32 protein-coding genes and 1 pseudogene are annotated in these 25078 nt (G+C 72.7%); 19 read left to right on the plus strand and 14 right to left on the minus strand.

All coding sequences use genetic code 11. The features are described from left to right. Positions 1 to 73 precede the first annotated feature (73 nt). Positions 74 to 967 (plus strand): annotated as a pseudogene (locus AB0C78_RS15770) (NAD(P)-binding domain-containing protein); the annotation flags it as partial. Here the strand turns inward: AB0C78_RS15770 and AB0C78_RS15775 are convergent. Continuing rightward, positions 933 to 2327 carry a HAMP domain-containing sensor histidine kinase gene (locus AB0C78_RS15775; RefSeq protein WP_360747568.1) on the minus strand — a complete coding sequence of 465 codons (1395 nt, stop codon included), beginning with the start codon at positions 2325 to 2327 and terminating at the stop codon, positions 933 to 935. The pseudogene AB0C78_RS15770 and the gene AB0C78_RS15775 sit on opposite strands and share 35 nt — an antisense overlap. A 138-nt stretch (positions 2328 to 2465) precedes the next feature. Between AB0C78_RS15775 and AB0C78_RS15780 the strand changes: the two genes are divergently transcribed. Both AB0C78_RS15780 and AB0C78_RS15785 read left to right on the plus strand, forming a co-directional pair. Further along, complete coding sequence (locus AB0C78_RS15780) at positions 2466 to 2843, plus strand: PadR family transcriptional regulator (protein ID WP_151539411.1); 378 nt, start codon at positions 2466 to 2468, stop codon at positions 2841 to 2843. Further along, entirely contained in the window at positions 2840 to 3895 is a 1056-nt protein-coding gene (locus AB0C78_RS15785; protein WP_360747571.1) for a hypothetical protein, read from the plus strand. The genes AB0C78_RS15780 and AB0C78_RS15785 overlap by 4 nt, the downstream gene beginning before the upstream one ends. Before the next feature lie 6 nt (positions 3896 to 3901). Here the strand turns inward: AB0C78_RS15785 and AB0C78_RS15790 are convergent, their stop codons facing one another. Continuing rightward, positions 3902 to 4678 carry a helix-turn-helix transcriptional regulator gene (locus tag AB0C78_RS15790; protein WP_360747574.1) on the minus strand — a complete coding sequence of 259 codons (777 nt, stop codon included), beginning with the start codon at positions 4676 to 4678 and terminating at the stop codon, positions 3902 to 3904. Between the two features lie 166 nt (positions 4679 to 4844). On the opposite strand from AB0C78_RS15790, the gene AB0C78_RS15795 reads away from it, so the two are divergent. Continuing rightward, positions 4845 to 5651: an alpha/beta hydrolase gene (locus AB0C78_RS15795; RefSeq protein WP_360747577.1), complete on the plus strand. Its 807-nt coding sequence runs from the start codon at positions 4845 to 4847 to the stop codon at positions 5649 to 5651. Positions 5652 to 5670: 19 nt separating this feature from the next. Here AB0C78_RS15795 and AB0C78_RS15800 read toward each other — a convergent pair whose 3' ends face one another. Both AB0C78_RS15800 and AB0C78_RS15805 read right to left on the minus strand, forming a co-directional pair. After that, the gene (locus tag AB0C78_RS15800; protein ID WP_360747580.1) at positions 5671 to 6789 is read right to left on the minus strand and encodes a methyltransferase domain-containing protein; all 1119 of its coding nucleotides are present in this window, start codon (positions 6787 to 6789) and stop codon (positions 5671 to 5673) included. Between the two features lie 292 nt (positions 6790 to 7081). Beyond that, the gene (locus AB0C78_RS15805) at positions 7082 to 7477 is read right to left on the minus strand and encodes an ATP-binding protein (RefSeq protein ID WP_360747583.1); all 396 of its coding nucleotides are present in this window, start codon (positions 7475 to 7477) and stop codon (positions 7082 to 7084) included. A gap of 171 nt (positions 7478 to 7648) precedes the next feature. On the opposite strand from AB0C78_RS15805, the gene AB0C78_RS15810 reads away from it, so the two are divergent. Genes AB0C78_RS15810 through AB0C78_RS15830 form a run of 5 tightly spaced genes read left to right on the plus strand, consistent with a single transcriptional unit; the run spans position 7649 to position 9214 of the window. Further along, the gene (locus AB0C78_RS15810; protein WP_360747586.1) at positions 7649 to 8464 is read left to right on the plus strand and encodes a helix-turn-helix transcriptional regulator; all 816 of its coding nucleotides are present in this window, start codon (positions 7649 to 7651) and stop codon (positions 8462 to 8464) included. After that, positions 8455 to 8637, plus strand: coding sequence for a DUF397 domain-containing protein (locus tag AB0C78_RS15815; protein ID WP_360747589.1), 183 nt, complete (start codon positions 8455 to 8457; stop codon positions 8635 to 8637). Before AB0C78_RS15810 ends, AB0C78_RS15815 begins: the two co-directional genes overlap by 10 nt. A gap of 27 nt (positions 8638 to 8664) precedes the next feature. Then, positions 8665 to 8841 carry a DUF397 domain-containing protein gene (locus AB0C78_RS15820; RefSeq protein WP_360747811.1) on the plus strand — a complete coding sequence of 59 codons (177 nt, stop codon included), beginning with the start codon at positions 8665 to 8667 and terminating at the stop codon, positions 8839 to 8841. 41 nt (positions 8842 to 8882) lie between these two features. Then, positions 8883 to 9065, plus strand: a complete 183-nt coding sequence (locus AB0C78_RS15825; RefSeq protein ID WP_360747814.1) for a DUF397 domain-containing protein — start codon at positions 8883 to 8885, stop codon at positions 9063 to 9065. Between the two features lie 11 nt (positions 9066 to 9076). Next, positions 9077 to 9214 (plus strand): hypothetical protein, encoded by a 138-nt coding sequence (locus AB0C78_RS15830; protein ID WP_360747592.1) that lies wholly within the window; start codon positions 9077 to 9079, stop codon positions 9212 to 9214. A 19-nt stretch (positions 9215 to 9233) separates the two neighbouring features. Here AB0C78_RS15830 and AB0C78_RS15835 read toward each other — a convergent pair whose 3' ends face one another. Together AB0C78_RS15835 and AB0C78_RS15840 are read right to left on the minus strand one after the other, a co-directional pair. Further along, complete coding sequence (locus AB0C78_RS15835) at positions 9234 to 9608, minus strand: cupin domain-containing protein (protein WP_360747595.1); 375 nt, start codon at positions 9606 to 9608, stop codon at positions 9234 to 9236. A gap of 85 nt (positions 9609 to 9693) precedes the next feature. Next, positions 9694 to 10182, minus strand: a complete 489-nt coding sequence (locus AB0C78_RS15840) for a MarR family transcriptional regulator (protein ID WP_360747598.1) — start codon at positions 10180 to 10182, stop codon at positions 9694 to 9696. Positions 10183 to 10270: 88 nt separating this feature from the next. Between AB0C78_RS15840 and AB0C78_RS15845 the strand changes: the two genes are divergently transcribed. Next, positions 10271 to 10858, plus strand: a complete 588-nt coding sequence (locus AB0C78_RS15845) for an NAD(P)H-dependent oxidoreductase (RefSeq protein ID WP_360747601.1) — start codon at positions 10271 to 10273, stop codon at positions 10856 to 10858. A gap of 80 nt (positions 10859 to 10938) precedes the next feature. Here the strand turns inward: AB0C78_RS15845 and AB0C78_RS15850 are convergent, their stop codons facing one another. The 3 genes from AB0C78_RS15850 to AB0C78_RS15860 all read right to left on the minus strand — a co-directional run bounded on the left by AB0C78_RS15850 (position 10939) and on the right by AB0C78_RS15860 (position 12998). Continuing rightward, the gene (locus AB0C78_RS15850; protein ID WP_360747604.1) at positions 10939 to 11874 is read right to left on the minus strand and encodes a CU044_5270 family protein; all 936 of its coding nucleotides are present in this window, start codon (positions 11872 to 11874) and stop codon (positions 10939 to 10941) included. Beyond that, positions 11867 to 12442: an RNA polymerase sigma factor gene (locus AB0C78_RS15855; protein WP_360747607.1), complete on the minus strand. Its 576-nt coding sequence runs from the start codon at positions 12440 to 12442 to the stop codon at positions 11867 to 11869. The genes AB0C78_RS15850 and AB0C78_RS15855 overlap by 8 nt, the downstream gene beginning before the upstream one ends. A 103-nt stretch (positions 12443 to 12545) precedes the next feature. Then, entirely contained in the window at positions 12546 to 12998 is a 453-nt protein-coding gene (locus AB0C78_RS15860) for a VOC family protein (protein ID WP_360747610.1), read from the minus strand. Positions 12999 to 13056: 58 nt separating this feature from the next. Here AB0C78_RS15860 and AB0C78_RS15865 point away from each other — a divergent pair, with 58 nt between their 5' ends. Both AB0C78_RS15865 and AB0C78_RS15870 read left to right on the plus strand, forming a co-directional pair. After that, positions 13057 to 13698 (plus strand): helix-turn-helix domain-containing protein, encoded by a 642-nt coding sequence (locus tag AB0C78_RS15865; protein WP_360747613.1) that lies wholly within the window; start codon positions 13057 to 13059, stop codon positions 13696 to 13698. A gap of 92 nt (positions 13699 to 13790) precedes the next feature. Continuing rightward, the gene (locus AB0C78_RS15870; protein WP_360747616.1) at positions 13791 to 14612 is read left to right on the plus strand and encodes an SGNH/GDSL hydrolase family protein; all 822 of its coding nucleotides are present in this window, start codon (positions 13791 to 13793) and stop codon (positions 14610 to 14612) included. A 9-nt stretch (positions 14613 to 14621) separates the two neighbouring features. Here the strand turns inward: AB0C78_RS15870 and AB0C78_RS15875 are convergent, their stop codons facing one another. Both AB0C78_RS15875 and AB0C78_RS15880 read right to left on the minus strand, forming a co-directional pair. Further along, complete coding sequence (locus AB0C78_RS15875; protein ID WP_360747619.1) at positions 14622 to 15173, minus strand: DinB family protein; 552 nt, start codon at positions 15171 to 15173, stop codon at positions 14622 to 14624. Then, complete coding sequence (locus AB0C78_RS15880; RefSeq protein ID WP_360747622.1) at positions 15170 to 16204, minus strand: Glu/Leu/Phe/Val dehydrogenase dimerization domain-containing protein; 1035 nt, start codon at positions 16202 to 16204, stop codon at positions 15170 to 15172. Before AB0C78_RS15880 ends, AB0C78_RS15875 begins: the two co-directional genes overlap by 4 nt. Positions 16205 to 16310: 106 nt before the next feature. Between AB0C78_RS15880 and AB0C78_RS15885 the strand changes: the two genes are divergently transcribed. Continuing rightward, on the plus strand, positions 16311 to 16772 hold the full coding sequence (locus AB0C78_RS15885) for an Lrp/AsnC family transcriptional regulator (RefSeq protein ID WP_360747625.1): 462 nt from the start codon (positions 16311 to 16313) through the stop codon (positions 16770 to 16772). A 94-nt stretch (positions 16773 to 16866) separates the two neighbouring features. Next, on the plus strand, positions 16867 to 17700 hold the full coding sequence (locus tag AB0C78_RS15890; RefSeq protein ID WP_360747628.1) for a phosphoribosylaminoimidazolesuccinocarboxamide synthase: 834 nt from the start codon (positions 16867 to 16869) through the stop codon (positions 17698 to 17700). An 8-nt stretch (positions 17701 to 17708) separates the two neighbouring features. Here AB0C78_RS15890 and AB0C78_RS15895 read toward each other — a convergent pair whose 3' ends face one another. Beyond that, positions 17709 to 18503 (minus strand): aminoglycoside phosphotransferase family protein, encoded by a 795-nt coding sequence (locus AB0C78_RS15895; protein ID WP_360747631.1) that lies wholly within the window; start codon positions 18501 to 18503, stop codon positions 17709 to 17711. Positions 18504 to 18672: 169 nt separating this feature from the next. Between AB0C78_RS15895 and AB0C78_RS15900 the strand changes: the two genes are divergently transcribed. Further along, complete coding sequence (locus AB0C78_RS15900; protein WP_360747634.1) at positions 18673 to 19113, plus strand: ATP-binding protein; 441 nt, start codon at positions 18673 to 18675, stop codon at positions 19111 to 19113. Here AB0C78_RS15900 and AB0C78_RS15905 read toward each other — a convergent pair. Beyond that, positions 19097 to 19219 carry a hypothetical protein gene (locus tag AB0C78_RS15905; protein ID WP_360747637.1) on the minus strand — a complete coding sequence of 41 codons (123 nt, stop codon included), beginning with the start codon at positions 19217 to 19219 and terminating at the stop codon, positions 19097 to 19099. The two genes, AB0C78_RS15900 and AB0C78_RS15905, sit on opposite strands and share 17 nt — an antisense overlap. Positions 19220 to 19574: 355 nt before the next feature. Here AB0C78_RS15905 and AB0C78_RS15910 point away from each other — a divergent pair, with 355 nt between their 5' ends. The 4 genes from AB0C78_RS15910 (at position 19575) to AB0C78_RS15925 (ending at position 24382) form a co-directional block, all read left to right on the plus strand. Beyond that, positions 19575 to 20525, plus strand: coding sequence for a DJ-1/PfpI family protein (locus AB0C78_RS15910; protein ID WP_360747640.1), 951 nt, complete (start codon positions 19575 to 19577; stop codon positions 20523 to 20525). Next, positions 20522 to 21124 (plus strand): DJ-1/PfpI family protein, encoded by a 603-nt coding sequence (locus tag AB0C78_RS15915; protein ID WP_360747643.1) that lies wholly within the window; start codon positions 20522 to 20524, stop codon positions 21122 to 21124. The genes AB0C78_RS15910 and AB0C78_RS15915 overlap by 4 nt, the downstream gene beginning before the upstream one ends. A 90-nt stretch (positions 21125 to 21214) precedes the next feature. Further along, positions 21215 to 22726: a hypothetical protein gene (locus AB0C78_RS15920; RefSeq protein ID WP_360747646.1), complete on the plus strand. Its 1512-nt coding sequence runs from the start codon at positions 21215 to 21217 to the stop codon at positions 22724 to 22726. 48 nt (positions 22727 to 22774) lie between these two features. After that, positions 22775 to 24382: a CocE/NonD family hydrolase gene (locus AB0C78_RS15925; RefSeq protein WP_360747649.1), complete on the plus strand. Its 1608-nt coding sequence runs from the start codon at positions 22775 to 22777 to the stop codon at positions 24380 to 24382. 15 nt (positions 24383 to 24397) lie between these two features. Here AB0C78_RS15925 and def read toward each other — a convergent pair whose 3' ends face one another. Continuing rightward, entirely contained in the window at positions 24398 to 24925 is a 528-nt protein-coding gene (gene def / locus AB0C78_RS15930) for a peptide deformylase (protein WP_360747652.1), read from the minus strand. Between the last annotated feature and the right edge of the window lie 153 nt (positions 24926 to 25078).

A 25078-nucleotide genomic window follows, 5' to 3' on the forward strand; every position in this document is an offset into this window, starting at 1 on the left:
GCCACCTTGGAGTCCGCACAGCGCCGCACATAGCGCTGCGCCTGTTGCCGCACAACAACCCTCGAAGGAGAACCACATGAAGTCGCCGGTCACCGTCATCGGCCTAGGCCCCATGGGCGCGACCATGGCGCGGACGTTCCTCGCCAACGGCCACCCCACCACGGTGTGGAACCGCACCCCGTCCAAGGCCGCGCCACTGGTCGAGCAGGGCGTGACCCTCGCCGCCACCATGGACGACGCGCTCGCCGCGTCCGACCTGGTCGTCATCAGCCAGACCGACTACCAGGCCATGTACGACTCCATCGGCGACGCCGACGTCAAGGGACGCGCCCTGGTCAACCTCAGCTCCGGCAGCCCCGGCGAGCTGCGCCGCGCCGGCGACTGGGCCCGCGAGAACGGCGCCGACCTGCTGACCGGCGGCGTGATGGTGCCGCCGCCCGGCATCGGACGGCCCGGCGCGTACGTCTTCTACAGCGGCCCCGAACCCGTCCTCGACCGGCACCGCGACACCCTCGCCGAACTCGGCGACACCATGTTCGTCGGCACCGACCCGGGCCTGTCGATGCTCTACTACCAGGCGCAGCTGTACCTGTTCTGGTCGACGCTCGTCTCGTACATGCACGGCGCGGCCCTGCTCGGCACCGCCGGGGTGCCCGCGGACCGGTTCCGGCCCTTCGCGTCCGCGACCCTTGAGGCCCTGACCGGCGACGGACCGATGGGCTTCCTCGGCATCCTCACCCGCGAGATCGAGGAGGGCGCGTCCCCCGGCGAGGCCAACAGCCTCCGCATGCAGGCCGTCGGCGCCGGCCACGTCGTCGAGGCGAGCCGCGAGGCCGGGATCGACACCGCCGGGCCGGCCGCCCTGCACGACCTGTTCCGGCGCGCCGTCGACGCCGGTCACGGCGCCGAAGGGCTGTCCGGCGTCATCGACGTCATCCGCCGTCCGGGGCGAGCGGCAGGCGCATGACGAAGCACGCGCCGCGCTCGCTGTCGGCGATGGTGAGGGTGCCGCCGTAGATCTCGGCGATCTCGCGGGCGATCGGCAGCCCGAGGCCCGTCCCCTGCGGGTCCCGCTCCCGCGACTCGGTGAGCCGCGCGAACCGCTCGAAGACCCGTTCCCGCTGGTCCGGGGCGATGCCGTGGCCGTCGTCCTGGACCTGGAGCACCGCCGTCCCGCCGTCGCGCCGGACCGTCACCTCGACGCTCGACTCGGCGTGCCGCTCGGCGTTGCTCAGCAGGTTCCCGAGCACCCGCGCGATCCGCACCGGGTTCGCCCGGACGACCACGCCGGGCTCCAGCCGGGCCGTGACCCGCACGCCGTCGCCGCGCCGGTCCACCTCGCGGCGCGCCGCCTCCGCGAGGTCGACCGGCTCCACCGGCTGCGGCGCCCGCGAGTCCAGCCGGGACAGCTCCAGCAGGTCGATCACGATGTCGTTGAGCCGCTCGGCGTCGCGCAGCGCCGAGCGGAGCAGCGGCCGCGACTCGTCGTTCGCCTCGTCCAGCGCCATCTCCAGCTGCATGTGCAGCCCGGCGATCGGGTTGCGCAGGTCGTGCGAGGCGTCGGAGATGAACCGGCGCTCCCGGTCGGTCGCCTCCTCCAGCCGCTGCAGCGTCCCGTTCACCGTCTCGCCGAGCGCCTGGATCTCGCCGTGCGTGCGCGGGACGAACACGCGCTGGCGCAGGTCCCGCGCGTCGAGGTCCGACAGCTCCCGGCGGATCCGGTCGATCGGCGCGAACGCCCGGCCGATCGTGTGCCACGTCCACCACGCGACGAGGGCCAGCAGCACGAGCAGGACCGCGACCAGGCTCAGCGGCAGCCCCCACACGTTCAGCAGGCTCGGCAGCGGCTCGGCGGAGACGACCATCACCCCCGGCCCCCACGGCGACCTGTTCACCACCCGCAGGCCGAAGATCCACGCGCAGCCGGGGATCGACGCCGGGCACGCCCGCCGGTCGACGAGCAGGCTCCCGGACCTGAGGTCGGCCGACGCCAGCGGCGGCTTGCCGCGGGCCGGGGGCGACGCCGCCAGGACCCGCCGGCCGTTGGGGCTGACGATCTGCACCAGGCCGGTCTCGTCCGGACGGGTCGCGAGCGTCACGTCGGCCTGCCCGCGGAGGATGTCGAACGTGATCCGCTCGGTGGTGCGCTCCGCCTTGTCCGCCTCCCGGCGCTCCAGCCAGTCGCGGACGAGGAGCATCCCGAGCACGAGGATCACGGTCAGGAACAGCGCCGCGAACGCGACGGTGACGACCGTCGCGCGCCCCCGCACGGACACCAAGAGCCGGTTGCGCCAGTACTGGACGCGCTCGCTCCTGCTCTGCGCCACGGCCGTCCCCGGGGATCGTCACACTACGTGGTTGATCGCTACCAAGCGTACGGGGCCGCAAACCTGCCCGCCGGGTCCGACGGGCCCAGCGGGGCCCGGCGGTTGCTGATAGTCAGATGATCGATATATAAAGACCGCATGAGCAAGCCGATGCAGGAACCGACGTTCCTGATCCTCACCGCGCTCGCGGACGGCGCGCAGCACGGCTACGGGATCATCGCCGACGTCGAGCGGATCTCCGCCGGCCGCACCCGGCTGCGCGCCGGCACCCTGTACGCCGCCCTCGACCGGCTCCAGGCCGAACGCCTCATCGCCCCCGACCGCGAGGAGGTCGTCGACGGCCGGCTCCGCCGCTACTACCGGCTCACCGAGGACGGCGCCGCCGCCCTCGCCGCCGAGGTCGAGGCGCTCCGCCGCCGCACCGAGGCCGCCGCCCGCCGCCTCGCCGCCTTCCGCCTCCCCGGCGGCGGCACCGCCCCGGCGTTCGCCGCCCTGTCCCCGAAGGGACTCCGTTGAGCACGCTCGAAGACCGCTACCGCCGCCTCCTGGCCTGCTACCCGGCCGCCCACCGGGAGGCCCACGGCGAGGAGATGCTGGACGTGCTGCTGTCCGCGGCGAGCCCCGGCCAGACCCGCCCGTCCCTCGCCGACGCCGCCGACCTGCTGCTCGGCGCCGCCCGGATCCGGCTCCGCCGCGCCGCGTCCGGCACCGGCGCGTCCCCCTGGGCGGACGCCCTCGCCGTCACCGGCTTCCTCGCCACGCTCCTTTTCGTCGGCGGAGCGCTCAGGCTCGCCGCCAACACCCCGTACGCGCTGACGATCGCCGCCGAGCCCGACACCTCCATGAAGGTGTACGGGCTGCTCTACTTCTTCGGCACCGCACCGTACTGGCTCGCCTGGACCGTCATCGCGGTGCTCGCCTGGCGCGGCATGCGCCGTCCCGCCGCGGTCGGAGCGTGCGCGGTCACCACCGTCCAGATCGCCTTCGCGCTGTACGGGACGGTCCTCCAGGACCACGCGTACGCGTACCTCGGCCGGGACTTCGCGGGCGCGTCGCTGCCGCTCGCGCTGCTGACCACGGCCTCCATCGTCGCGTCGCCCGGCCCGCGCCACGGCGCCCGTCTCCTGGGCCGCCGCCGGGTCGCCGGAGCCGCGGTCCTGGTGGCCGCCTTCGTCGCGCTCCACTCCCACCCGCTGTTCTCCCTGGTGGTCGGCGAACCGCCTCACCACCCCTCCGACCAGGTCATGAACCGGTGGGTCGAGAACATCGAGACCTGGAGCGAGCTGAAGCTGGCCGGCATGCTCGCGGCGGCCGTCCTGACCATCGCCGCGCTCGCGTCGACCCGCGCCCACCGCCGCGCCTGCGCGCTGCTGGCCGTCGTCGCCGCGCCCGTCGTCATCGGCGCGTCCGACCTGGTCTTCCCGGGAACCGAGCCCGGTGAGCTGGTCCTGCTTCCCCGCCTGCTGGCGTTCGGGACCGTCGGCTTCGCGCTGGCCATGCTCAGCGTCCACCTCGTGGAGGCACCCCTGCGCATGCGCGCGCGCCGCAAGGGCCAGAGCCTCGCCTGACCGGCGTCACCGGCCGTCCGGCGCGGGCGCGTCCACGGGGGTGCGCGCCCGCGCCGCGAACGCGCCGGGGGCGAGGCCGGTGCGGGCGCGGAAGAACTTGGAGAAGTTGGCGGTGTCGTCGAATCCGGTGCGGCGGGCGCATTCGGCGACGGTGATGCCGGTATGGGCGAGGAGCCTCCTGGCCTCCAGCACCACCCGGTCGTCCAGGAACCGCTTGGCGCTGCGGCCAGTCGCCTCCTGCGTCGCCCGGCTGAGGGTGCGCGGCGAGTAGCCCAGCCGCCGGGCGTACCAGGCGACCTCCCGCGACTCCGCGAAGTGCGCCTCGACGGCCGCGGCGTAGGCGGTAAAGGCCTCTCGTCCGGCGGGTGGCGGGGGCGCGCAGTCACCGGCGCGCAGCAGGAGCACCTCCAGGAGCGCGCGCAGGATCGCGGTACTGCCCGGCATCGGACGGGTCCGGGACGCGTCGTACTCGCGGCGCAGGTGGTCGGCGGCGAGACGGACCAGCGCCGGACGCTCCGGCTGCCGCCAGCTGACAGGGCCGAAGGGCTCGGCGCCCGGAGAACCGTGCGGGACGGCTTCGGGACGGAAGAGCACGAGGGTCCCGCCCACGCGGGCGATGTCGTCCCAGCGGTGCACGTTGCCCGGCCGGATCCAGACGATCGTGCCCGGCTCCAGGCGGTGATGGACGAAATCCACCGTCACCGCTCCCCGCCCCGAACCGACGATCGCGAGCACATGGAAGTCGGCCCGCTGCAGGGGCGGATGGCCACTGCCTGCGGGCATTCCCCGCAGCTGGGGAAACGTGATGACTTCGACGCCGCCGTCCGCCGCGTAGCGCAGCGATCGAATGTCTTCTCGCTGTCCGTTTTTCACCATAGACAGGCCGGAGCTTACCTGTTCCGAGAGGTCGCCGGTTCGTAGCGTCGAAGCAGACGAAAGGAGAGTCCAGATGGACAAGCGATACGTGAACGTCCAGGGCGGGCGGCTGCCGGTGTGGGTGCGGGACGGCTCGCCGGAGGCGCTGGTGTTCCTCCATTACTGGGGCGGTTCCCACCGCACCTTCGCCCCGGTGATCGACCGCCTCGCGTCCGGATCCGCCGTCGTGGCCTACGACCACCGCGGCTGGGGCGCGTCCCGCGACGTCCCCGGCCCCTACGGGATCGAGCGGCTCGCCGACGACGTCCTCGACGTCGTCCGCGGCCTCGGACTCGACCGGTACGTCCTCGTCGGGCACTCGATGGGCGGGAAGGTCGCCCAGCTGGCCGCGTCGCGGCGGCCCGAGGGGCTGGCCGGGCTCGTCCTCATCGCCCCGGCCCCGCCCCGCCCCACCGCGGACGCGCAGGCAGCGGAGGCGCTGTCGCACGCCTACGACAGCCGCGCGACGGTGGACGACGCGCTCCAGCACGTCCTGACCCACCGCCCCCTGCCCGCCGACCTGCGCGAACAGGTGCTGACCGACAGCCTCGCCGCCGCCGCCGCCGGCGACGACGCCCGCCTCGCCTGGCCGCGGCACGGCATCACCGCCGACATCACCGCCGCCGCCGGCGCCATCGACGTCCCCGTTCACGTCCTGGCCGGACGGCACGACCGCGTCGACCCGCCCGCGTCCCTCCAGACCGACCTGCTACCCCTCATCCCGGGCGCCCGCATGACGGTCATCGAGGACACCGGCCACCTGTCACCCCTGGAAGCCCCCGACGAACTCGCCACCCACATCGACCACTTCACCACCGCCCTAGTCCCATCCCGCACGTGACGCCGTCCCGCCCCCCGCCTCAGATCACGTTGGACGGACGCTCGAACCAGACCCGCTGCCCTTCCGGACCGGCGACCAGCCCGAACCGGTCCCGCCCGGGACTTCCCCACCCGACCCAGCGCAGGTAGGCGGCCTCGACCTCGTCCCATAGCCGCCGCTCACCGCCCTGGACCACCGGAAAGTCGTCCGCGCCCGTCCGGTACGAGCACCGCGCCCACGACGTGCCCGCCTCGTCCACGAGTACCAGGCTCGGCCGCCCCCGGACGATCCGCTCGCCACCGAGCACGTCGGGCAGCATCCCGGCGATCGCCACGTCCGCCCCGTACGAGCCGCGCGTCACGGTCCGCGCATCCAGCCGGGTCCGCGTCTCGTCGCCGTCTCGGCCGAGGTCACCGAAGCCGGGACTGCGCTGCGACCGCAGCATCATGTAATCGGCCGGCCCGTGGAACCGCCCGATCGCGCGGCCGTCGCCCGTCACCGTGAGCCGCGCCTTGTGCCCGTCCCCGAACGACGGCATCCACGGGAAGAGGATCACGCCGCCCGGCCGCGTCTGCTCGATCCAGCTCGGCGGCAGGACGGTGACCCCGCACGTCACGTGGACCCGGTCGAACGGCGCCCGCGCGGGCACGCCCTCCTCACCGTCGCCGACCACCAGGTCCGGCGCGAACCCCGCCTCCCGCAGGTTCGCCGCCGCCCTCTCCGCGACCCGCTCGTCCACCTCGACGGACGTAACCCGCCCGGCGCCGAGCCGGGACGACAGCAGGGCCGCCGTCCACCCCGTCCCCGTGCCGATCTCCAGCACGCGGTCGTGATCCCGGGGCGCGAGCAGCTCGAGGAAGCTCACCACCGCCCCGGGCGCCGACAGCGACGACGTCCACGCCCCTTGACCGGACGCCGGTTCGCCGACGCCGTCGTCCACCTGCGTGATGATCGCGGCGTCGGCATAGGCGGCCTCCCGCCACCGCTCCGGATCGGCGGACCGGTCGATCGCGAAATCGGCACCGCCGCCGTCGGGCGTGCACCAGGCCCGATCCGGGACGAACAGATGGCGTGGAGCCGCGTGTATCGCCCGCTCCCACTCCGGACTGCGCAGGTCACCGCTCTCCCGCAACCGCCGGACGAGTTCGGATGTGGTCACTTTCCCCTCTTCCCGCCGCCACCGGTGTTGTCGTCATCCTTCTTGTCAGGGGGAATCGGCTGCCCCGGCCGATGCGTGTCGCCGCTGTTGTCGTGCTTGCCCATTGCCCTACCTCCTTGTCTCGGACGTTGCTTTCACCGAGCCGAAAAGAACCGGCACGTGAGAAGCGCGCCGACCGCCTCCACTCGCGATTCGCGAACCCGCTGCGACAGAACCTCGCCCTGCGCCGAACGCGCCGTTCGAAAGGCCCGCGCCCTGCCGGCCGCGAGCCGGAGCCGAACTGCACGACCCACTAGAGGCCGCATTTCGCCCACGTGACCTTTCCGCCTTCCACCAGCGGCCGAGTGCCCCAGGAGAGCGCGAGCTCCGAGACCATGAACACCCCGCGCCCGGACGTGGCCTGCACGTCCTCCGCGCACACCACCGGACGCCCGTTGCCGCCGTCCCACACCTCGATCACGGCGCCGCCGTCCCGCTCGTCCCGGAACACCCGCACCACGACCGGCCCTTCACCGTGCACGCACGAATTCGTGACGAGCTCGCTCACCAGGACGCGTCCGATGTAGTCGTCGCGCGACCCCCATTCGCGGAACCATTCCGCGAGGAACCGCCGCGCCAGCCCCGGAGCCCGATCATCCGGCTCCAACACCAGCGTCGGCACCTCCGAGGCGAACGAAGTAGGCGACATCGGACACCATCCCTGACTGGCCGTGGATACTTCCTTTGCTTCTTGATGACAGTCAGCCATAATCAAAGCACCCAGCGTGACAAAACGCATGTCACGCATGGCAAGCCATGGTGCGTGCGCCCCCGTCACTTGGGTGTTGGTTGGGTGCCCCGAAAGAGGGAGGATGAGGACATGGCTCCACAGCGCAAGCGCGGGACGGTCTCGCCGACGCTGCTCGCCTTCGGCCGCAGGTTCCGCCGGCTGCGCGAGGCGAAAGGCTGGACGCAGGAGGCGCTCGGCCGCCGCGCCAACGGCGGCCTCGGAGTCAAGCCGCAGTACATCGGCGCGGTGGAGAACGGCCGCACCCGCTGCACACGCGAGTTCGCCGAAACCATGGATCACGCCCTGGACGCGGACGGTGAACTCCTCGACCTCTACGACGACCTGGTGAAGGACGCCACCTTCCCCACCTGGTTCGACTGGCACACCGTCGAACCCGAAGCGGAAATGCTCCAGGCATACGAGCCGCTAAATATCCACGGCCTTCTCCAGACTCCCGCCTATGCCTCTGCGCTGCTGAGAGGCGACAAAGAAGCGGTCGAAGCGCGTATCAACCGCCAGATCATCCTGGGCCGGGAGAATCCGCCACCGCCGAATCTCTCAGTGCTCCAGGATGAGGTGTCCCTCTACCGGCCGGTCGGCAGCTCGGAGCTCATGAAGGAGCAACTGGAGCATCTCCTCTACCAGGTGGAGCGGCGCGTCGTGACCGTCCAGATCGTCCCGAGTGCTGGTGAGCATGCTGGTAACAGCGGTTCATTCACCCTGGCCACACTCCCCGATAGAAGTGAGATCGCCTACGTGGACATGGCGGCGCGCGGTCTCACGCTCAGTGATCCGGAAGACATCGCGTTGGTGAGCCGATCGCTCATCGAGATCCGGTCGCTGGCCTTGCCTGTCAGTCATTCGATCGAAGTAATTCAGAAAGCGGTGCGAGAAAGATGGACCTGACTAGCGCAATCTGGCGGAAGTCGAGTTACACCACGTCCAACGGTGGCAATTGCGTGGAACTGGCATCGGTGCCGGGGACGGTGGCCGTTCGCGACAGCAAGGATCCGGACGGCCCCATGCTGGTGGTGGACCGGCGGGCGTTCGCGGAGTTCTTGACACGGATCAGGCGCTAGCACCGCAGGGGTGTGGCAGTGATGGACATGACTGGGGCTGTCTGGCGGAAGTCGAGCTGCACCACGTCCAACGGCGGCAACTGCGTGGAGTTGGCGTCGCTGCCGGACAACGTGGCCGTTCGCGACAGCAAGGACCCGGATGGTCCCAGGCTGGTGTTCGGCCGGCGGGCGTTCTCGGTTTTTCTGACGGGCGTCAAACGGTAGGGCCGACTGGCCTGGTGTCGGTCGTGGAGGTGTCGGACGAGATGGACCTGAACAACATTCCCTGGCGTAAGAGCAGCCACAGCACCAACAATGGCGGAGATTGTGTCGAGGTTGCTGCTCTTCCCAATGCCGTCGTCGCGCGAGACAGTAAGGATCCGGACGGCGCGAGGCTGGTGTTCGATCGGCGGGCGTTCGCGGAGTTCCGGACGCACATCAAGCACTAGCACCGTGGGACGTGGCAGTGACGGACCCGACGAACTGGTACCGCGTCAATGAACGGATCGAGGTCCAGTTCACCGCTCTGCGCTACTTCGCGCTCCACGGCGCCGACCATGCACTACGCACCGTCGTCAACGGGGCGAACGTTGGCTGAGCGGCGTGTCCCGACCTTGTCAGGAGTCGGCGGGCGGTTCGATCGCCGGCTCCTCGCCTGCGGCGAGCGGGAAGTAGCCCAGAAAGGTGACGCCTTCCTCGGTGGCGTCGAACTTCTCGATCACCGCGCCCTGGGGTTCGTGGAACACGTCCCCGGGGCGCAGTACCGAGGGCTCCTGGCCGGCGATCTGGTAGACGGCCGAGCCGGATTCGATGCTGCCGAACACGGGCCCGTTGTGGATGTGCCGACCGGCGGGATGGCCAGGGGCGATCCGGATGCGGCGGATCTGGATACGGGCCGTCGCCTTGACCGGTTCCACCGCTTCATCGAGCAGGATCTCTCGGCTCATCGGCGCCTGGCTGCCACCGGATCCAAGGGGCGCTTGGTCCTCCATGGCCCCATCATGCCCGAGGAGGGAGTGGCCGGCCGGACTGGTCCCGCCTCAGGTCACCAAGGGGCGAACATAGCCTGATGCGGCACTAGGGCGCGCCGTCGCCGGTGGTGGCGGTGCGCGGTGGGGTGAGGCGTTCTACTGCCTGTTCGCTCCAGGCGCGGATGACGGATGCCTGCTCGGGGGTCAGCGAGTCGAAGAAGTGGCGGCGGATGTTGTCGCCGTGCACGAGGACGGCCTTCTCGGCGGCGCGGCGGCCCTCGTCGGTCAGCCCGATCCCCGCGCGGCGGCCGTCGGCCCCGTACCGGGTGCGTGTGACGAAGCCGCGCTTCTCCATCCGCGTCAGCTGATGTGAGACGCGGCTCTTGTCCCAGTCGAGCGACGCGGAGAGTTCCCCGACCCGCATCTCGCGGCCGCCGGCCTGCCACAGCGTCACCAGCACGCTGAACTCGGCCTTCGAGATGTCGCAGTCACGCTGCAGGCCACGCTCCAGTTCGCTGGTGAGCAGGCGCTGCGCGCGCATCCAGGCATCCCAGAACTCCCACTCCGCCGGCTCCAGCGATCGAGGCTCCGCCATGCCGACGAGGATAACCGTGACCAGTGAAGTTGTCGCATCAACTCGTTTCGCTCTAAAGTTGACGTATCAACTCTCCTGGAGGGAAGCCATGACGCTCCGCATCGCGCTCATCCTCGGAAGCACCCGTCCCGGACGCCGCGGCGAACAGATCGCCGCCTGGGCGCTGGAGGCCGCCCGTGCCCACGGCGGCGCCGACTACGACCTCGTCGACCTCGCCGACCACGACCTCGGCAACCTCGACGAGCCCGGCAACCCGAACCTCCAGCGGTACCAGCACGACCACACCCGTGCCTGGGGCGAACTCATCGACGGCTTCGACGGCTACGTGTTCCTCGTCCCCGAGTACAACCACTCCTACCCGGGGGCGCTGAAGAACGCGCTGGACTACGTCTACCGGGAGTGGAACGACAAGGCCGCCGGGATCATCAGCTACGGCGGCTGGGTCGCCGGGGCCCGGGCCGCCGAGGCGCTGCGGCTCGTCCTCGCCGAACTCCAGGTGGCCACGGTCCGCGCCCAGCCCACCATCGCGACGCACCCCTCGTTCCACACCGGCGCTTTCGTCCCCCAGGACGGCCTCGACGCCGCCGTGAACGGCATGCTCGACCAGGTGATCGCCTGGTCCGGCGCCCTGCGGGCGGTGCGCCAGGCCAGGAAGCAGACCTCCACGGCCGCATGACGCCCGACGACTCCGACCACGTGAGGGGAGAGGAACCGCGAACGGTCTCCCCCGATGGACATCGGGGGAGACCGGTGCGGTCAGTGGTTCTGGTTCTGTGCCTTGAGCTGCTGGTTCTCCTTCTTGATGTACGGGATCTGCTCGCGCCAGGGGACGATCCGGCCCGGCAGCGTGTTCGTCCAGCCGGACGTCGTCTGCGATGGCCCGACGGGGTTGGGCCCGTCGCCGAACCCGTCCCAGCCCTCGACGCGGAGCTGCGTGCTCTTCGGGTCGACGACGATCGTCTCGGTGCCGTCGACGCGCGTCCCGGCGTCGTTCATGTACGAGATCTTGAGCCGGTAGCCGCCCGCCGTCCTGCCGAGGTTGTCGATGTGGGGCATCGCCGCGAGGGCGCGGTAGGCCGCGGCGCGGACCTTCGGCGGGGCGGGCGCCTCGGAGAGCACCGACTGCAGCAGGTCGACGGTGTAGAGCTCCGGCCTCTCCCGTGCGGCGGGGACCGTGACGCTCTTGAGCAGCGCGGTCTTGAGCCGGTCCGGGTCGGTCGGCAGCCGCTGGATCCCGGCGAAGTCGAGGTCGGAGATCCTCATCACCGGCCGCTTCTCGACGCGGCTGACCAGGCCGGGCGCGGCGCTGAGCCACGTGCTGCCGTCGCTCCGCGTCCACGTCTCGGAGACGTGGGTGACCTTCCCCATCGTGAGGACCAGCTTCGTGTGCCAGTACGTGCCGGACGCCGCGGGCTTGGACTCCGCGGTGGTCGCGGCGGCGAGCATGACCTGCCGCCCGGACAGCACCGGCTCCTTCCTCGCGTCCGGCGCCGACAGGTCGGAGACGACCACGGCCGCCGCTGCCGCCGCGGCCGCGAGCCCGGCCCCGGCGACGATCCACCGCTTCCTGCGCCTGGGCTTGGCGGGCCCGCCGCGCATCGTGTTCCGCAGCCGGTGCCGGCTGCGGTCCACGGCGTCGGCGGACGGTTCGGGCCCGGCCAGCGCGGTGCCGAGCATCGTCAGTTCATCCATGGAATGCCTCCGGCCGGATTGCGTCGTGCAGCTTCTTGCGGGCCCGCGACAGGCGGGAGCCCACCGTGCCCTGGGGGATCCCGAGCGCGTCCGAGACCTCGTCGTAGCTCAGCTCGGCCAGCGCGACGAGGAGCACCACGTCGCGTTCGCCGGGGGAGAGCGAGGCGAGCGCCTTGGCGAGCTGGGGCCGCATCCGCGCGGCCGCCGTCTCGGTGACGACGCGGTCCTCGTGGCTGCCCACATCGGGGGCGTCGCCCGCGCTGCGCGCCATGGCCCGGTAGCGGCGCGCCTCCTTGCGGCGGTGCTGCGCGACGAGGTTCGTGGCGATCCCGAACAGCCAGGCGCGCAGGCTGCCGCGTTCCGGGTCGAACCGGTCGCGCTTCCCGAACGCGAGGCAGAACGTCTCGGCGGCGATGTCCTCGGCGATCTGGGCGTCCAGGCGTCCGGCGACGTAGCGGTAGACGTCCCGGAAGTACCGGTCGTGGACGTCGGTGAACCGCTCCGGGTCCCGCCGGAAGCCCGTCACGAGGTCGAGGTCGGCCGGCGACTCACCCAACCCGGCGGTCACGTACCTGTCCTGTCATTGCGGAACCTTTCGAGTGTTCGGCCAACGATCACCCGTACTCCGCCGAACCCCGCCCCCGTCTTCCCGACCCCGCCGGAGGTGGTCGCTACTGGGATGGTTCCGTGGGGCGGGCGTAGCCGGGGCGGGCGGAGTGGTCGAGGCCGTGTGCCGCCCAGCTGTACAGGTGCAGCTGGAGGCCGTCGGGGTCGGAGAAGACCAGCAGCCAGCCGACCGAGGCCTCGATCACCGGGGAGTGGTCGATGCCGAGTCCGTCCAGGTGGGCGGCCCACGCCTCGATGTCGGCCTGGCCGGTGACGGCGAAGCTGACCGGGTCGAACCCGGCGCAGCCCTCGGCGGCGGCCGGGTTGACGCGCAGGGCCAGCAGGGTCGCGCCGAGGCCGGGGACGCGGCCGGCGACGCCGCGGACGGCACCGTCGGCGTCGGGGAACTCCATCTCCACGGTGAAGCCGAGGACGCGGGAGTAGAACGCGATCGAGCGGGCCAGGTCGGTGACGGGGATCTTCACGTGGTGGACCCCGGCCAGTCGCGGGTCGGTCATGGCTGCCTCCGAATTTCGCCGCAGTAGTACTGCGGTCAATACGGGTAGCATGCTCGCCATGGGAGACACCGTCAAGCGTGCGTACCGGTCGACGACCCGCGCCGCCGCCGCGGCGGCGCGGCGGGGACGCATCAGGGAGGCGGCGGTCCGGCTGTTCGTGGAGCAGGGGTACGCCGCCACGACCATGCGGCAGATCGCGGTCGCGGCCGAGGTGGGCGAACGCACGCTGTACGACGCGTTCCCCTCGAAGGCGGCCCTGTTCTCCCATGCCCTGGACGTGGCGACCGTCGGCGACGAGGAGCCGGTCGCGGTCGCCGCCCGGCCCGAGATCGTCGCCGCCCGGGACGACGCCGACCCGCGCGCCGCGATCGCCCGGCACGTCGCCTACTCCGCCGCGCTGCTGGACCGCGCCGGGGACCTGATCATGGTCAGCGTCGAGGCGGCGGGCGCCGACCCCGACATGCGGGCCGCCGCCGACGCCGGCGCGGCCGCCACGCACCGGGTGCACCTCGCCCTGGCCGAGAGCCTGCAGGCCCGGGGCGCCCTGCGTGACGGCCTGGACCCGGCGGGGGCCGCGGACGTCCTGTACGCCCTGGTCTCCCCGCACGTGCACCGGCTTCTCCGCCGGCACCGGGGCTGGAGCGGCGAGCGCTACCGCGGCTGGCTGGAGGAGTCCCTGGCGCGCGAGCTCCTCGGCTGATCAAAAAGACAAAGACGTCTGTTTATTGTCACTCGAGGCTCTAGTACCGCCGTCCCGCCCCGTCCAGGATCGTCTTCGGGCTACGAGAGGGCGTGATTCGATTGGCGAGCCGGTTGACGGTGGTGTTCGCGATGGTGGTGCTCGTCCTTGGCTCCGGGGCCGCGGCCGCTTCGGCGGCGTCGGCGACGTACTACCTGGCGCTGGGCGATTCGGGCGCGGTGGGCGTCCAGGCGGGACGGGGGCCGACGGACGAGGGCTACACCGACGTCCTGCACGCCGCGCTGGAGGCGAGGCATCCCGGGCTGCGGCTGGTGAAGCTGGGGTGCCCGGGCGAGACGACGACCACCATGCTCAAGGGCGGGATCTGCGCCTACCGCGCCGGTTCCCAGATGGACGCGGCGCTCGACTTCCTCAAGCGGCACCGCGGCCGGGTCCGGTACGTCACCTTGAGCATCGGGGTCAACAACGTCGGTTGCCTGCTGGAAGGCGACCTGGCCTGCGGGCTCAAGGGGGTCGGAAGCCTTCTCGGCGAACTGCCGCAGATCACCGGCGGGCTTCGGGCGGCGGGCGGCGACGTCCCGGTCTACGCCTCGATGACGTACTACGACCCCGGCCTCGCGTCCTGGGTGAAGGGCGACCGGGCCACCGCGATCGCCTCCGTGCCGATGCTCGACGCGTTCAACGGCGTGCAGCGAGGCGCCGCCCTGGCGAGCGGTTTCAGGGTCGCCGACGTGAACGCGGCCTTCGCCACGCATGACTTCTCGACGCAGGTCACGACGGCCCCGTACGGCACCGTCCCGCTGAACGTGGCGCGGATCTGCGCCTGGACCTCCCAGTGCGACCAGGGCGACGGGCACGCCAACGCCGCCGGGTACCGGACGATCGCCGGGGCGTTCCTGCGGGTCGTGTCCTGACCCGCGCCGTCACTTGCCGCGGGCGCCGTCGATGCGTTCGCGGAGGAGGTCCGCGTGCCCGTTGTGCTGGGCGTACTCCTCGATCATGTGGACGAGCACCCAGCGCAGCGACACCGTCCCGCGCCAGGCGTCCCGGCCCTCCACGTCGAGGTGCGGCGCGCCCGCCGCGAAGGCGTCGGCGAACGCGACCTCGTCGCGCCAGGCGTCCCACGCGGCGGCGATCACGGCGGGGTCCGGCACGGCGCCGTCGAAGTCGCCGTCCGGATCGCCGGCGGACGAGAAGCGCGGCGGCGCGTCCTGCCCGGCGAGCACCTGCCGGAACCAGCGGCGCTCGACATCGGCGAGGTGCCGGACGAGCCCGAGCAGCGACAGCGTCGACGGTTCGACGGCCCGGAGCGCCAGCTCGCTGCCGAGGCCCGCGCATTTCAGTTCCAGCGTCGCCCGCTGCGCGCCGAGGACGTCGAGGAGCAGGCGGCGCTCGTCGCCGACGGCGGGGAAGGCGAACCTGCTCTCGTCGCCCGCGAACAACTCGGCCCTTCGGGCGCGTCCAGTGCCGCTCATGACGCCGCCGTCCGGACGCGGCGTCGGGCGAGCGCGTCGGCCGCCTCGGCGGGGGTCCGGCCGGAGCGGGTCGCGGTGTCGAGCAGGCCGGTGACGGTGTCCTCGATGGCGGCGACGCGGGCCCGGGCCTCGTCAGGGCCGAGACGGTGCAGCTCCGTGGTGACCGCGTGGATCACGCCGCCGGCACTGGCAACGTAGTCGGGCACCCAGAGGATGCCGCGCCGGTGCAGCAGGTCCGCCACGTCGGGGGAGGAGAGCTGGTTGTTCGCGGGCCCGACGACGGCCCGGCAGCGCAGCCTCGGCACGGTCTGCTCGGTCAGGACGCCGCCGAGGGCGGCGGGGACGAGGACGTCGACGTCCGCGCCGAGGATCTCGTCCGGCGCGGTCCAGGCGGCGCCGAGCGCCTCGGCCTTCGGCCGCTTGCCGGGGTCGATGTCGGTGACCGTCAGCTCGGCGCCCTCCGCCGCGAGCAGGCCCGCGAGGTGCTCGCCGACGTGCCCGAGGCCGATGATCCCGAAGCGGCGGCCCGCCAGGCTCCGGGTGCCGTACAGGTGGCGGGCGGCGGCGCGCAGCGCGGCGAGCGTCCCGTCCGCGGTGTGCGGGGACGAGTCGCCGCTGCCGCCGGCCTCGGCGGGCCGGCAGAAGACGTGCGGCGTGATCTCGCCGATCACCGCCATGTCGGCGGGCGCGGTGCCGACGTCGGGACCCGCCGAGTACGCCCCGTCCAGCGCGGCGATCGCGTCGCCGACGTCGTGCAGCGCGTCGCGCCGCCGGGGCCCGTCCAGCACCGTGCCCTCGGGGAGGGCCACCACGGTCTTCCCGCCGCCGTTGGACAGCCCGGCCGCCGCGAACTTCGCGGTCATGGCGGCCGACAGCCGGAGGGCGTCGGCGAGGCCGTCCCGCCACCCCGGATACCGCCACATGCGCACGCCGCCGGCGGCCGGGCCGAGCGCCGTCGAATGGACGGCGATGATCACCGGCAGGCCGGTGCGCGGGCCGGTCCGGATGACCACCTGTTCGTGGTCGAGCATCGCTCCCCCTCCATCTGCACGCCTTCACCTCAGAGAATCAAGCAATTGAGAGCAGATGGCCATACTCACCGAACGATTGTTTGATATTGGTGCTACGTTCCCGGGCATGGACGAACTTGATTCGGGGATCGTGCGGCTTCTCCAGACGGATGCGCGGCAGTCCAACCGGGAGCTCGCCCGCAAGCTCGGCATCGCGCCCTCGACGTGCCTGGAGCGGGTCCGCGCGCTCACCCGCCGGGGCGTGATCCGCGGCTACCACGCCGACATCGACCCCGCCGCCCTCAACCGCCGCGTCCAGGCGCTCGTGTCGGTCCAGGTGCGCCCGCTGAGCCGCACCGCGATCGACGCGTTCAAGGAGTTCGCGGGCGGGCTGCCGGAGGTGCTCCGCGTGTTCGTCCTGTCCGGCGACGACGACTTCCTGCTGCACGTCGCCGTCCAGGACCTCGACCACCTGCACGCCTTCCTCGTCGACCGGCTCGCCGGCCGCCGCGAGATCACCGGCTTCCGGTCGTCGATGATCTTCGAGGAGGTCGCCGGCGGCGCCCCCGCCCGCCTCCCGTCCGCCTGACCCCCGGCCGCCCCGATGCCGCTGCTCGGCCCGGAGGCCGCTGCTGGGATCATTGGCGGGAGCACATGGTGAGCGGGAGTTTGAGGGGGACGGCGTGGAGCTGCTGCACTCGGGGAAGGTCCGGGACGTCTACGCGGACGGGGACGACCTGATCCTCGTCGCGTCGGACAGGGTGAGCGTGTACGACGTCGTCCTGCCGACGCTGATCCCCGACAAGGGGAAGATCCTCACGCAGCTGTCGCTGTGGTGGTTCGAGCAGCTCGCGGACGTCGTCCCGAACCACGTGATCTCGGCGACGCAGGTCCCGGACGAGTGGGCGGGCCGGGCGATCCGGTGCCGGCGGCTGACGATGCTGCCCGTCGAGTGGATCGCGCGCGGCTACCTCGCGGGCCTCGGCCTGAAGGAGTACGAGAAGGGCGGCACCGTCTCCGGCATCGCGCTGCCGGACGGCCTCGTCGAGGCGTCGAAGCTGCCGGAGCCGATCTTCACGCCGACGACGAAGGCGTCCGAGGGACACGACGAGTTCATCACCTACGACGACGTCGTCGCGGAGATCGGCGCGGACACCGCCGCGCGGCTCAAGGACGTGACGCTGGAGGTCTACGAGCGGGGCGCCGCGATCGCGGCGGAGCGCGGCATCATCATCGCGGACACGAAGCTGGAGTTCGGCCGCGCCGCCGACGGCACGCTCGTCCTCGCCGACGAGGTGCTGACGTCCGACTCGTCGCGGTTCTGGCCGGCGGACGAGTGGGAGCCGGGCCGCGCGCAGCGCTCGTACGACAAGCAGTACGTCCGCGACTGGAGCAGCACGCTGGACTGGGACCGCACGCCGCCCGGCCCGGCCATCCCGCAGGACGTCGTGGACGCCACCCGCGCCCGCTACATCGAGGTCTACGAGCGCCTCACCGGCCGCCCCTGGCGGTCCTGACCGCCGGGTCAGAGCAGGCCGAGCAGATGCTCGGCCTGCCGGCCGAGGGTGCCGGGCGGGTTGCGCGGGTGCTCCGGGTCGTCGGACAGCAGGGCGAGCAGCCAGAAGACGGCCAGCAGGCGCCGGCATTCGGGGAGCCGGGCCCGCTCGGACGGCGCCAGCTCGAACCGGCCGAGCAGGGCGCCGGGGGCCAGCACGCCCTTCGCGGAGACGTGCTCGGCGACCTCGGCGAGCTCGTAGGCCCGGTCGCCGCGTCCGGAGAACTCGAAGTCGACGAGGCGGACGCGCGACCCGTCCCACAGGAAGTTGGCGAGGTTGCCGTCGCCGGTGCCGAACACGGGCGGCGGCTCGGCCGCGAACACGGTGTCGAGGTGGGGCCGGCGGAGCCAGTCGCGGGCGCCGCGGAGGGCGCCGGCGACGAGGGCGTCCGGGGGTAGTGCCGGTCGCTCTGACCAGGTGCGGAGGTTCTTCAGAGCGTCGAGCGGGTGGAGGAGCCGCGGGGGCAGGGCGGCGAGGGCCGCGGCGGGGATCGCGTTCTGGGAGGCCGACATCGCCTCGACGAGCGCGGTGAGCTGCGTGTCCGTGAGCGGGGCCGCGAGCGGCTCGCCGGGGAGGCGGGACATGGTGATGCTCGGCGGGTCGTCCTCGGCGGCGTAGCGCAGCGGTTCCGGAGCGAGGGCCGGCGCGTGTTCGGCCAGCAGGGTCAGCGCCCGCCATTCGCGTTCCGGCTGCCCCAGGTCCCAGGACCGGTACCGCTTGGTGACGGTGGCCGGGCCCATCTCGACGCCGTGCGTGGTCGCCATGGCGGGGAAGCGTACCGGCGGGCCGGTGAACTGGGGGCCGGTGCGGAGACGTACTGCGCGGTGACGGGCTGCTTTCGGACCGAGGGGGGCCGTCTGCGTGGGCGTCGAGGACGTGCTCGGAACCGCCGGCCGCGTCGCCGGCCATGGCCGGTGCGGGGGAGGCGGTGGTGTGGACGGGGAAGGGCTCGTGGTGCTCGGCTCGGTGACGCTGCCGGGTGTCGGCAGGTCGGTGGGGTGCGCGCGGGCGTTCGTCCGGGACTTCCTGGCGGGCCTCCCGGACCGCGACGACGTGGTGATGGCGGTCAGCGAGACCGTCGCGAACGCGGTGACGCACACGGCGTCGGGCCTGGAGGGCGGCCTCGTGACGGTGACGGTGGCGGCCGGGTCCGGGACGGTGCGGCTGGAGGTGACCGACGACGGGGCGTGGGGGACGCGGCCGTACGTGAAGGACGATCCCGGCGCGGAGACGGGCCGGGGGATGCGGATCGTGCAGGGTCTCGCCGCGCGGTGGGGCTACCGGGCGGACGGGACCCGGACGGTGGTGTGGGCGGAGTTCCCGGCCCCGGACGGATGGGTCCGGGGCCGGGACGCCGTCAGCGGCCCCGGTTGAACTGCCGGGTGGGCATCCGGCCGGTGGCGCGGCGGTTGTTCGCGAACGTCGCCGACCTGACGTCGGTCTTGCTCTTCTTGACCTTCTTCTTCGTCGGGAAGGGCACGTTTTCGGGATTGTGGGAGCGCATGGAGAAACCACCTCCGAGCATGGGCGTATCGCCGCCGTGAAAGGGTGTCGGAAAAGGCCGCAGGCAGGACGGGAACGCTGGTCACGCGGGTACGCGTCGACCAGTGGAAGTGTTCGCGGAATGTCGCCTTCGGCGTGGAGAACGGGAGCGGGCCCGGCGGAATGCGGGCGGCTCGACCTGGAAGTATCAAAGCTCCATGCCGATGATCATGCCTGAGCCCGGCAATGGTGTCAACTGCTTTTTTGTCGAATTAACGGCGGGCGAGCGCATGACGCGATCTGTGGGGTACATGTCGTTGACGCCATCACCGGCCGGGACACACCCTGGAGCCATGCGCGTCGCGTTCGTCATCTATGACGGGTTCCAAGGGCTGGACCTGACCGGGCCGTTCGAGGTCCTGCAGGCGACCGGGCGGTACGAGTGCCTGGTCGTCGGGCCGCAGGCGGGTCCGGTGACGTCCAGCAGCGGGCTGCCCGTGATCGCCTCGCACGGTGTCGGCGACCTCCCGCCGGAGGGGTTCGACACGGTGCTGGTGGTGGGCGGGACCGGCGTCGACCGGGCCCGCGAGGACGCGGCGCTGGTCCGCTGGGTGACGGGCGCGGCGCGGGACGCGCGGCGGGTCGCGGCGGTGTGCAGCGGGGTGATCCTGCTCGCCGAGGCCGGGCTGCTCGACGGGCGGCGCGTCACGAGCCACTGGGGGCGGGAGGCCCAGCTCAGGGCCGAGTACCCGGCGCTGCGCGTCGACTGCGACCCGATCTTCATCCGGGACGGGCGGATCTGGACGTCCGCGGGCGTCACCGCGGGCATGGACCTCGCGCTCGCGCTCGTCGAGGACGACCACGGGCGGGCGGCCGCGCACGCGGTCGCGCGGGAGCTGGTGATGTTCCTGCGGCGGCCGGGCAGCCAGTCGCAGTTCAGCGTGCCGCTGTGGTCGGCGCAGCCGGCGTCGGACCCGATCCGGGTCGCGGTGACGGCCGTGCAGACCGATCCGGGCGCCCGGCACAGCGTCGCCGACCTGGCCGCGTGCTCGGGGCTGAGCCCGCGGCACCTGCAGCGCCGGTTCACCGCCGAGATGGGGGTGCCGCCGTCGGTGTACGTGGAGCGGGTGCGGATCGAGGCGGCGCGGCGGGCGCTGGCGGAGGGCGACGAGCCGGTCGAGGCGCTGGCGCGGCGGCTCGGGTTCGGCACCGGCGAGACGCTGCGGCGGGCGTTCCACCGGCGGGTCGGCGTGGCGCCGTCCGACTACCGGGACCGATTCCGAGGGACGAAGGAGTACGCATGACGACCTACGGGCTGCTGGTGTTCGAGGACGCCGAGGAGCTGGACTTCGCGGGGCCGTGGGAGGTGTTCACGGCCTCGGCGATGCTGCGGGAGCGGGACGACAGGGCGGTGCTGGTCGCGGAGCGGTCCGGGCCGGTGCGCTGCGCGAAGGGGATGCGGGTCGTGCCGGACTGCACGTTCGACGACCACCCGGAGCTGGACGTCCTGCTGGTGCCGGGCGGGCGGGGCGCCCGCGTGACGCAGATCGGCAACGCGGCGGTGACGGGCTGGATCGCGAAGACCTCCGAGCGGGCCGACTGGACGGCGAGCGTGTGCACCGGCTCGTTCCTCCTGCACGAGGCGGGCCCGGCCAAGGGGCGCAGGGTCGCGACGCATTGGGCGTCCGAGGACCAGCTCGAGGCGCGCGGTGACGTGACGGTCGTCCGGGACGCGCGGTACGTCGTGGACGGCGACCTGGTCACGAGCCAAGGCGTGTCGGCCGGTATCGACATGGCGTTGTGGCTGATCGGCCGCATCCACGGGCGGGACCACGCGCGCGCGGTGCGCCGCTACATCCAGTACGAGCCGGCCCCGCCGTACATGGCCGACGAGCCGCTGTAGGCCCGCCGCAGGGGCCGGGTTGGTTCCGAATCGGGATCGAACATTCCGCCATATCAGTGATGATCTTCGCTTATCGGCATAATCACGCGAATGGCGATGGCGCTTCCGGTGCGGATCCGCGGTGACGGCGTGCGCGTCGCGGTCGAGACCGACCCGGCGCACGCCCCGCTGCGCGACTTCCTGCTCAACGACCTGGGCGAGGACGTCGCCGCGATCATCCGGGCGAAGGGCCTGCTGAGCGCGGGGGCGGCGGAGCCCGGCGGGCACCGGCCCTGGCAGGAGCTGTACCGCTTCCACCGGCTCGACTTCGACGGCGCGGTCGTCCACCTGCGGGACGTCGGCGGCTGGTCGTCCTGCGACCTCGACCCCGGCGTCCTGCTCCGCTGCCTGGAGGAGTACCTGGACAAGGTCGGGGCGGTGCGGCACCGGCAGATGCTCGAAGGCGTCCTCCAGGCCGGCACGGAGCGGTTCGTCCCGGACCGGGAGCTGCCCGTCGCGTTCCGCGTGGACGGCCCAGGGGACGTCGCGTGCGTCCCGGCGCCGGGCAACGAGCCGCTCGCCGGGCTCCTCGCCGACACCGAGTTCGTCCTCGGGCTGGACTGGATGCTCGCCGAGCTCGGCCGCCCCGGCGCCGCCGTGACCTGGCCGGGCCGGGTGTTCCGGGTCGGCGTCGCGGTCGGCGTCGCCACCATCGAGGGCGAGAACGGCGCCTACCTGTGCCTGGACGCGGAGACGTTCCGGCAGGTCGTCGCGGCGTTCCGGCAGGCGCACGCGGACTCGCACCGCCCCGCCGCGCAGCAGCGCGGGCCGGGACACGGCGGGCCCGGGCATGGCGAGCCGCAGCGCGGCGAGCCGGTGGCGGCGGTGCTCGCCCTCGGCGGGACGTCCCGGCGGACGCGCGGCTGGGCGCTCGTCCGCACGCCCCGCGCCACCCTCGAGGACGTCGCCGGCCTCACCCCGCACCCCGACGCCTGCCTCCCGCACGGCGTCCTCGGCACCGGGTCGGGCGCGTGCTGGGCCGACCTCGCCGTGCTGGACGAGGCGGGCGGGCGGCTGCGCGGCGGCACCAAGACGTTCATGCCGCGCGGCATCGACGCGGACCGGCTCGTCCCCGACCTGCGGGATGCGCTGTCCCGCGCCCGGTTCCTCACGTCCGTCCCCGGCGCGTGGGCGTCGTTCGTCTCGGGCGTCCCGGTGCACGGCTACGTCGACCCGGACGCGGTGGTGCGGCTGCCGTGCGAACCGGTGGAGGCGGAGGGCGTCGCGCAGCACGTCCGCGTGTTCTTCCCCGAGCTGGTCGAATCGGGCGTGGACCTGGAGGCGGCCGCCTCCCGCGCCGCCGGGACCGCCCGCGCGGTGAACGGCGCGCCGCACGTCCTGACGGCGTTCCTCCTGCACGACGTGCAGTGCCACCGGCACCACCTCGACGTCGTCCGCGCGGCACGCCCCGGGTGGGAGCACACCGGGAACGCCTGCCATCTCCGGGTGGACGTCCGGACGGTCCGGCTCGAGCACCTCTGGCTGGACGGGCACGCCTGCGAGCTGCCGACCGGCGAGTTCGCGCGCGTCCTGGAGGAGTACGAGCGCCTCGCCGCGCTCTGACCGGCCGGGGCGTGGGACGGTGGGATTCCGATTCGTGGGAGGTTGCGCATGTCCATGGCGGGACGGCTCGTCGACCGCTTTCTCGGGCTCCCCGAGGCCGACGACGCGGCCATCGACGTCGGCATCGCCCGCGACCTGCGGGTTCCCATGCCGGACGGCGCGGTGCTGGTCGCGGACCTGTACCGTCCGCGCGGCGCCGGGCCGCTGCCCGCCGTGCTCATCCGGACGCCGTACGGCAAGCGGCAGGCGCTCGTCCGGCTGCTCGCCGGGGTCCTCGCCCGGCGCGGCTTCCAGGTCGTCATACAGAATGTACGTGGGATACACGGGTCGGGCGGCGAGTTCCACGCGTTCCACGACGAGCGCGAGGACGGCCTCGCGACGCTGAAATGGGTGCGGGCACAGCCGTGGTGCGACGGACGCGTGGCGACGGCCGGGGCCAGCTACCTCGGCTACACGCAGTGGGCGATCGCGCCGTACGCGGACCCGCCGCTGGCGGCGATGGGGCTCGGCATCACCGCGTCCGAGTTCGTCAGCTCCTTCTACCCGGGCGGCGCGCTCGCCCTGCACAACACGCTCGTATGGTCGTCGCTGATGGGGACGCGTGACGACCGGAGACGTCCGCTCCACAACCGGCGCGTAAGGAACGCTATGCGGCACCTGCCGGTCGGCGAGGCCGACATGGCCGCGATAGGGCGAGCCGAGTCGTTCCTACGCGAGGTCACCGGCAACGCCGAGAACGCCGCGTTCTGGCGGGAGACCGACCACAGCGCGGGCGTCGCCGCCACCACGTCACCCGCGAGCATGGTGACGGGCTGGTGGGACCTGTTCCTGCGCGGACAACTCCGCGACTTCGCCGCCCTTCACGCCGCCGGACGCGACGTCCGCATCACCATCGGCCCCTGGGGGCACGACGCCAAGGCGCTGCGCGCCATCCTCGCCGACCAGGTGTCGTGGCTGAACGCGCACCTCCGCGGGGACGCGGCGGAACTGCGGCGCGCACCCGTCCGCCTCTACCTGCAGAAGGCGGACCGCTGGCTCGACTTCCAGCAGTGGCCGCCGCCGGAGACCACCCCGGCGCCGCTGTACCTGTCCCACGGCCTGACCTGGGACGAGCCGTCCGGCCCGCTCGACCCGGTGGCGTTCACCTACGACCCGTACGACCCGACGCCGTCCACCGGCGGGCCGCTGCTGGCGCCCGGCCGGGGCGGGCAGCGCGACAACGGCCGGATCGAGGCGCGCGGCGACGTCGCCGTGCTGACCGGCGCCCGCCTCGACCGCGACCTCGACCTGATCGGGCCGGTGTCGGCGGCGTTCCACGTCCGGACGGACACCGGGCACGCCGACCTGTTCGTCCGGCTCTGCGACGTCGGCCCGGACGGCGCGTCCCGCAACGTGACCGACGGCATGCTCCGCATCGACGCCGCCCCGGGCGAGACCGTCGCGGCGGAGATCGAGATGCACCCGACCGGCTACCGGTTCCGGCGCGGGCACCGGCCGCGCGTCATGCTCGCGGGCGGCGCGTTCCCGCGCTTCGCCCGCAACCACGGGCGCGGCGAGCCCGCCGGACGGGCCGTCGCGTCGCGCCGCGTCCGCATCGAGGTGCTGCGCGGCGCCGGGCACCCGTCGGCGCTGCACCTGCCGGTGTGGGCGCCGTGATCAGTGCGGCGCAGCTCATTCGGCGGCGGCGCGGAGTTCCTCGTACTCCTTGAGGACCTTCTTGCGCGCGCGGGCGGAGAGCCGGTCGATGTAGACCTTGCCTTCGAGGTGGTCGGTCTCGTGCTGGAGGCAGCGCGCGAGCAGGCCCGTCCCCTCGACCGTGACCGGGTTCCCTTTGACGTCGAAGCCGCGCACGGTGGCGCGGTCGGGACGGGCGACGCGGGCGTGCGGGCCCGGTACCGACAGGCATCCCTCCTCGCCGTCGTCGAGCCGCCGGTCCGCGAGGTCGGGCAGCTCCAGCACGGGGTTCACCACCGTCCCCTTATGCCGCTCGCCGTCCTCGTCGGGGCAGTCGTAGACGAATATCCGCAGGTCGACGCCGATCTGGTTGCCGGCGAGGCCCACGCCCTCCGCCGCGTACATGCTGGCGAACATGTCGTCGGCGAGCTCCGCCAGCGCCGCGTCGAACTCCTGCACCGGCCGGCACGCCCGGTGCAGGACCGGCGTCCCGACCAGCGTGATCGGCCGCACCTGTCCCGCCATCCGATCTCCTTCCGCGCTCGGTGACCATCCTGTCAAACGGCGGGCGGCGGCTCCGCCGCGGCACTTTTTTCGCACGACCGTGCAGAAATACCCGCACCGAACCCGCCGTGACTTTGATCAAATGGTGGAGTTCACTTTGCACGGGAGGCGACG

It is taken from the genome of Actinomadura sp. NPDC048394 (genome assembly GCF_040651755.1).
Classification (GTDB): domain Bacteria; phylum Actinomycetota; class Actinomycetes; order Streptosporangiales; family Streptosporangiaceae; genus Spirillospora; species Spirillospora montaniterrae.

Coding starts and splice junctions, on each gene's coding strand:
- AB0C78_RS15805 (WP_360747583.1), bottom strand. CDS start 7,477: ATGTCGCCTACTTCGTTCGCCTCGGAGGTGCCGACGCTGGTGTTGGAG.
- AB0C78_RS15880 (WP_360747622.1), bottom strand. CDS start 16,204: ATGCTCGACCACGAACAGGTGGTCATCCGGACCGGCCCGCGCACCGGC.
- AB0C78_RS15810 (WP_360747586.1), top strand. CDS start 7,649: ATGGCTCCACAGCGCAAGCGCGGGACGGTCTCGCCGACGCTGCTCGCC.
- AB0C78_RS15875 (WP_360747619.1), bottom strand. CDS start 15,173: ATGAGCGGCACTGGACGCGCCCGAAGGGCCGAGTTGTTCGCGGGCGAC.
- AB0C78_RS15860 (WP_360747610.1), bottom strand. CDS start 12,998: ATGACCGACCCGCGACTGGCCGGGGTCCACCACGTGAAGATCCCCGTC.
- AB0C78_RS15915 (WP_360747643.1), top strand. CDS start 20,522: ATGACGACCTACGGGCTGCTGGTGTTCGAGGACGCCGAGGAGCTGGAC.
- AB0C78_RS15920 (WP_360747646.1), top strand. CDS start 21,215: ATGGCGATGGCGCTTCCGGTGCGGATCCGCGGTGACGGCGTGCGCGTC.
- AB0C78_RS15840 (WP_360747598.1), bottom strand. CDS start 10,182: ATGGCGGAGCCTCGATCGCTGGAGCCGGCGGAGTGGGAGTTCTGGGAT.
- AB0C78_RS15825 (WP_360747814.1), top strand. CDS start 8,883: ATGGACCTGAACAACATTCCCTGGCGTAAGAGCAGCCACAGCACCAAC.
- AB0C78_RS15820 (WP_360747811.1), top strand. CDS start 8,665: ATGACTGGGGCTGTCTGGCGGAAGTCGAGCTGCACCACGTCCAACGGC.
- AB0C78_RS15795 (WP_360747577.1), top strand. CDS start 4,845: ATGGACAAGCGATACGTGAACGTCCAGGGCGGGCGGCTGCCGGTGTGG.
- AB0C78_RS15780 (WP_151539411.1), top strand. CDS start 2,466: ATGAGCAAGCCGATGCAGGAACCGACGTTCCTGATCCTCACCGCGCTC.
- AB0C78_RS15895 (WP_360747631.1), bottom strand. CDS start 18,503: ATGGCGACCACGCACGGCGTCGAGATGGGCCCGGCCACCGTCACCAAG.
- def (WP_360747652.1), bottom strand. CDS start 24,925: ATGGCGGGACAGGTGCGGCCGATCACGCTGGTCGGGACGCCGGTCCTG.
- AB0C78_RS15850 (WP_360747604.1), bottom strand. CDS start 11,874: ATGGATGAACTGACGATGCTCGGCACCGCGCTGGCCGGGCCCGAACCG.
- AB0C78_RS15845 (WP_360747601.1), top strand. CDS start 10,271: ATGACGCTCCGCATCGCGCTCATCCTCGGAAGCACCCGTCCCGGACGC.
- AB0C78_RS15865 (WP_360747613.1), top strand. CDS start 13,057: ATGGGAGACACCGTCAAGCGTGCGTACCGGTCGACGACCCGCGCCGCC.
- AB0C78_RS15885 (WP_360747625.1), top strand. CDS start 16,311: ATGGACGAACTTGATTCGGGGATCGTGCGGCTTCTCCAGACGGATGCG.
- AB0C78_RS15925 (WP_360747649.1), top strand. CDS start 22,775: ATGTCCATGGCGGGACGGCTCGTCGACCGCTTTCTCGGGCTCCCCGAG.
- AB0C78_RS15790 (WP_360747574.1), bottom strand. CDS start 4,678: ATGCCCGCAGGCAGTGGCCATCCGCCCCTGCAGCGGGCCGACTTCCAT.
- AB0C78_RS15910 (WP_360747640.1), top strand. CDS start 19,575: ATGCGCGTCGCGTTCGTCATCTATGACGGGTTCCAAGGGCTGGACCTG.
- AB0C78_RS15835 (WP_360747595.1), bottom strand. CDS start 9,608: ATGGAGGACCAAGCGCCCCTTGGATCCGGTGGCAGCCAGGCGCCGATG.
- AB0C78_RS15815 (WP_360747589.1), top strand. CDS start 8,455: ATGGACCTGACTAGCGCAATCTGGCGGAAGTCGAGTTACACCACGTCC.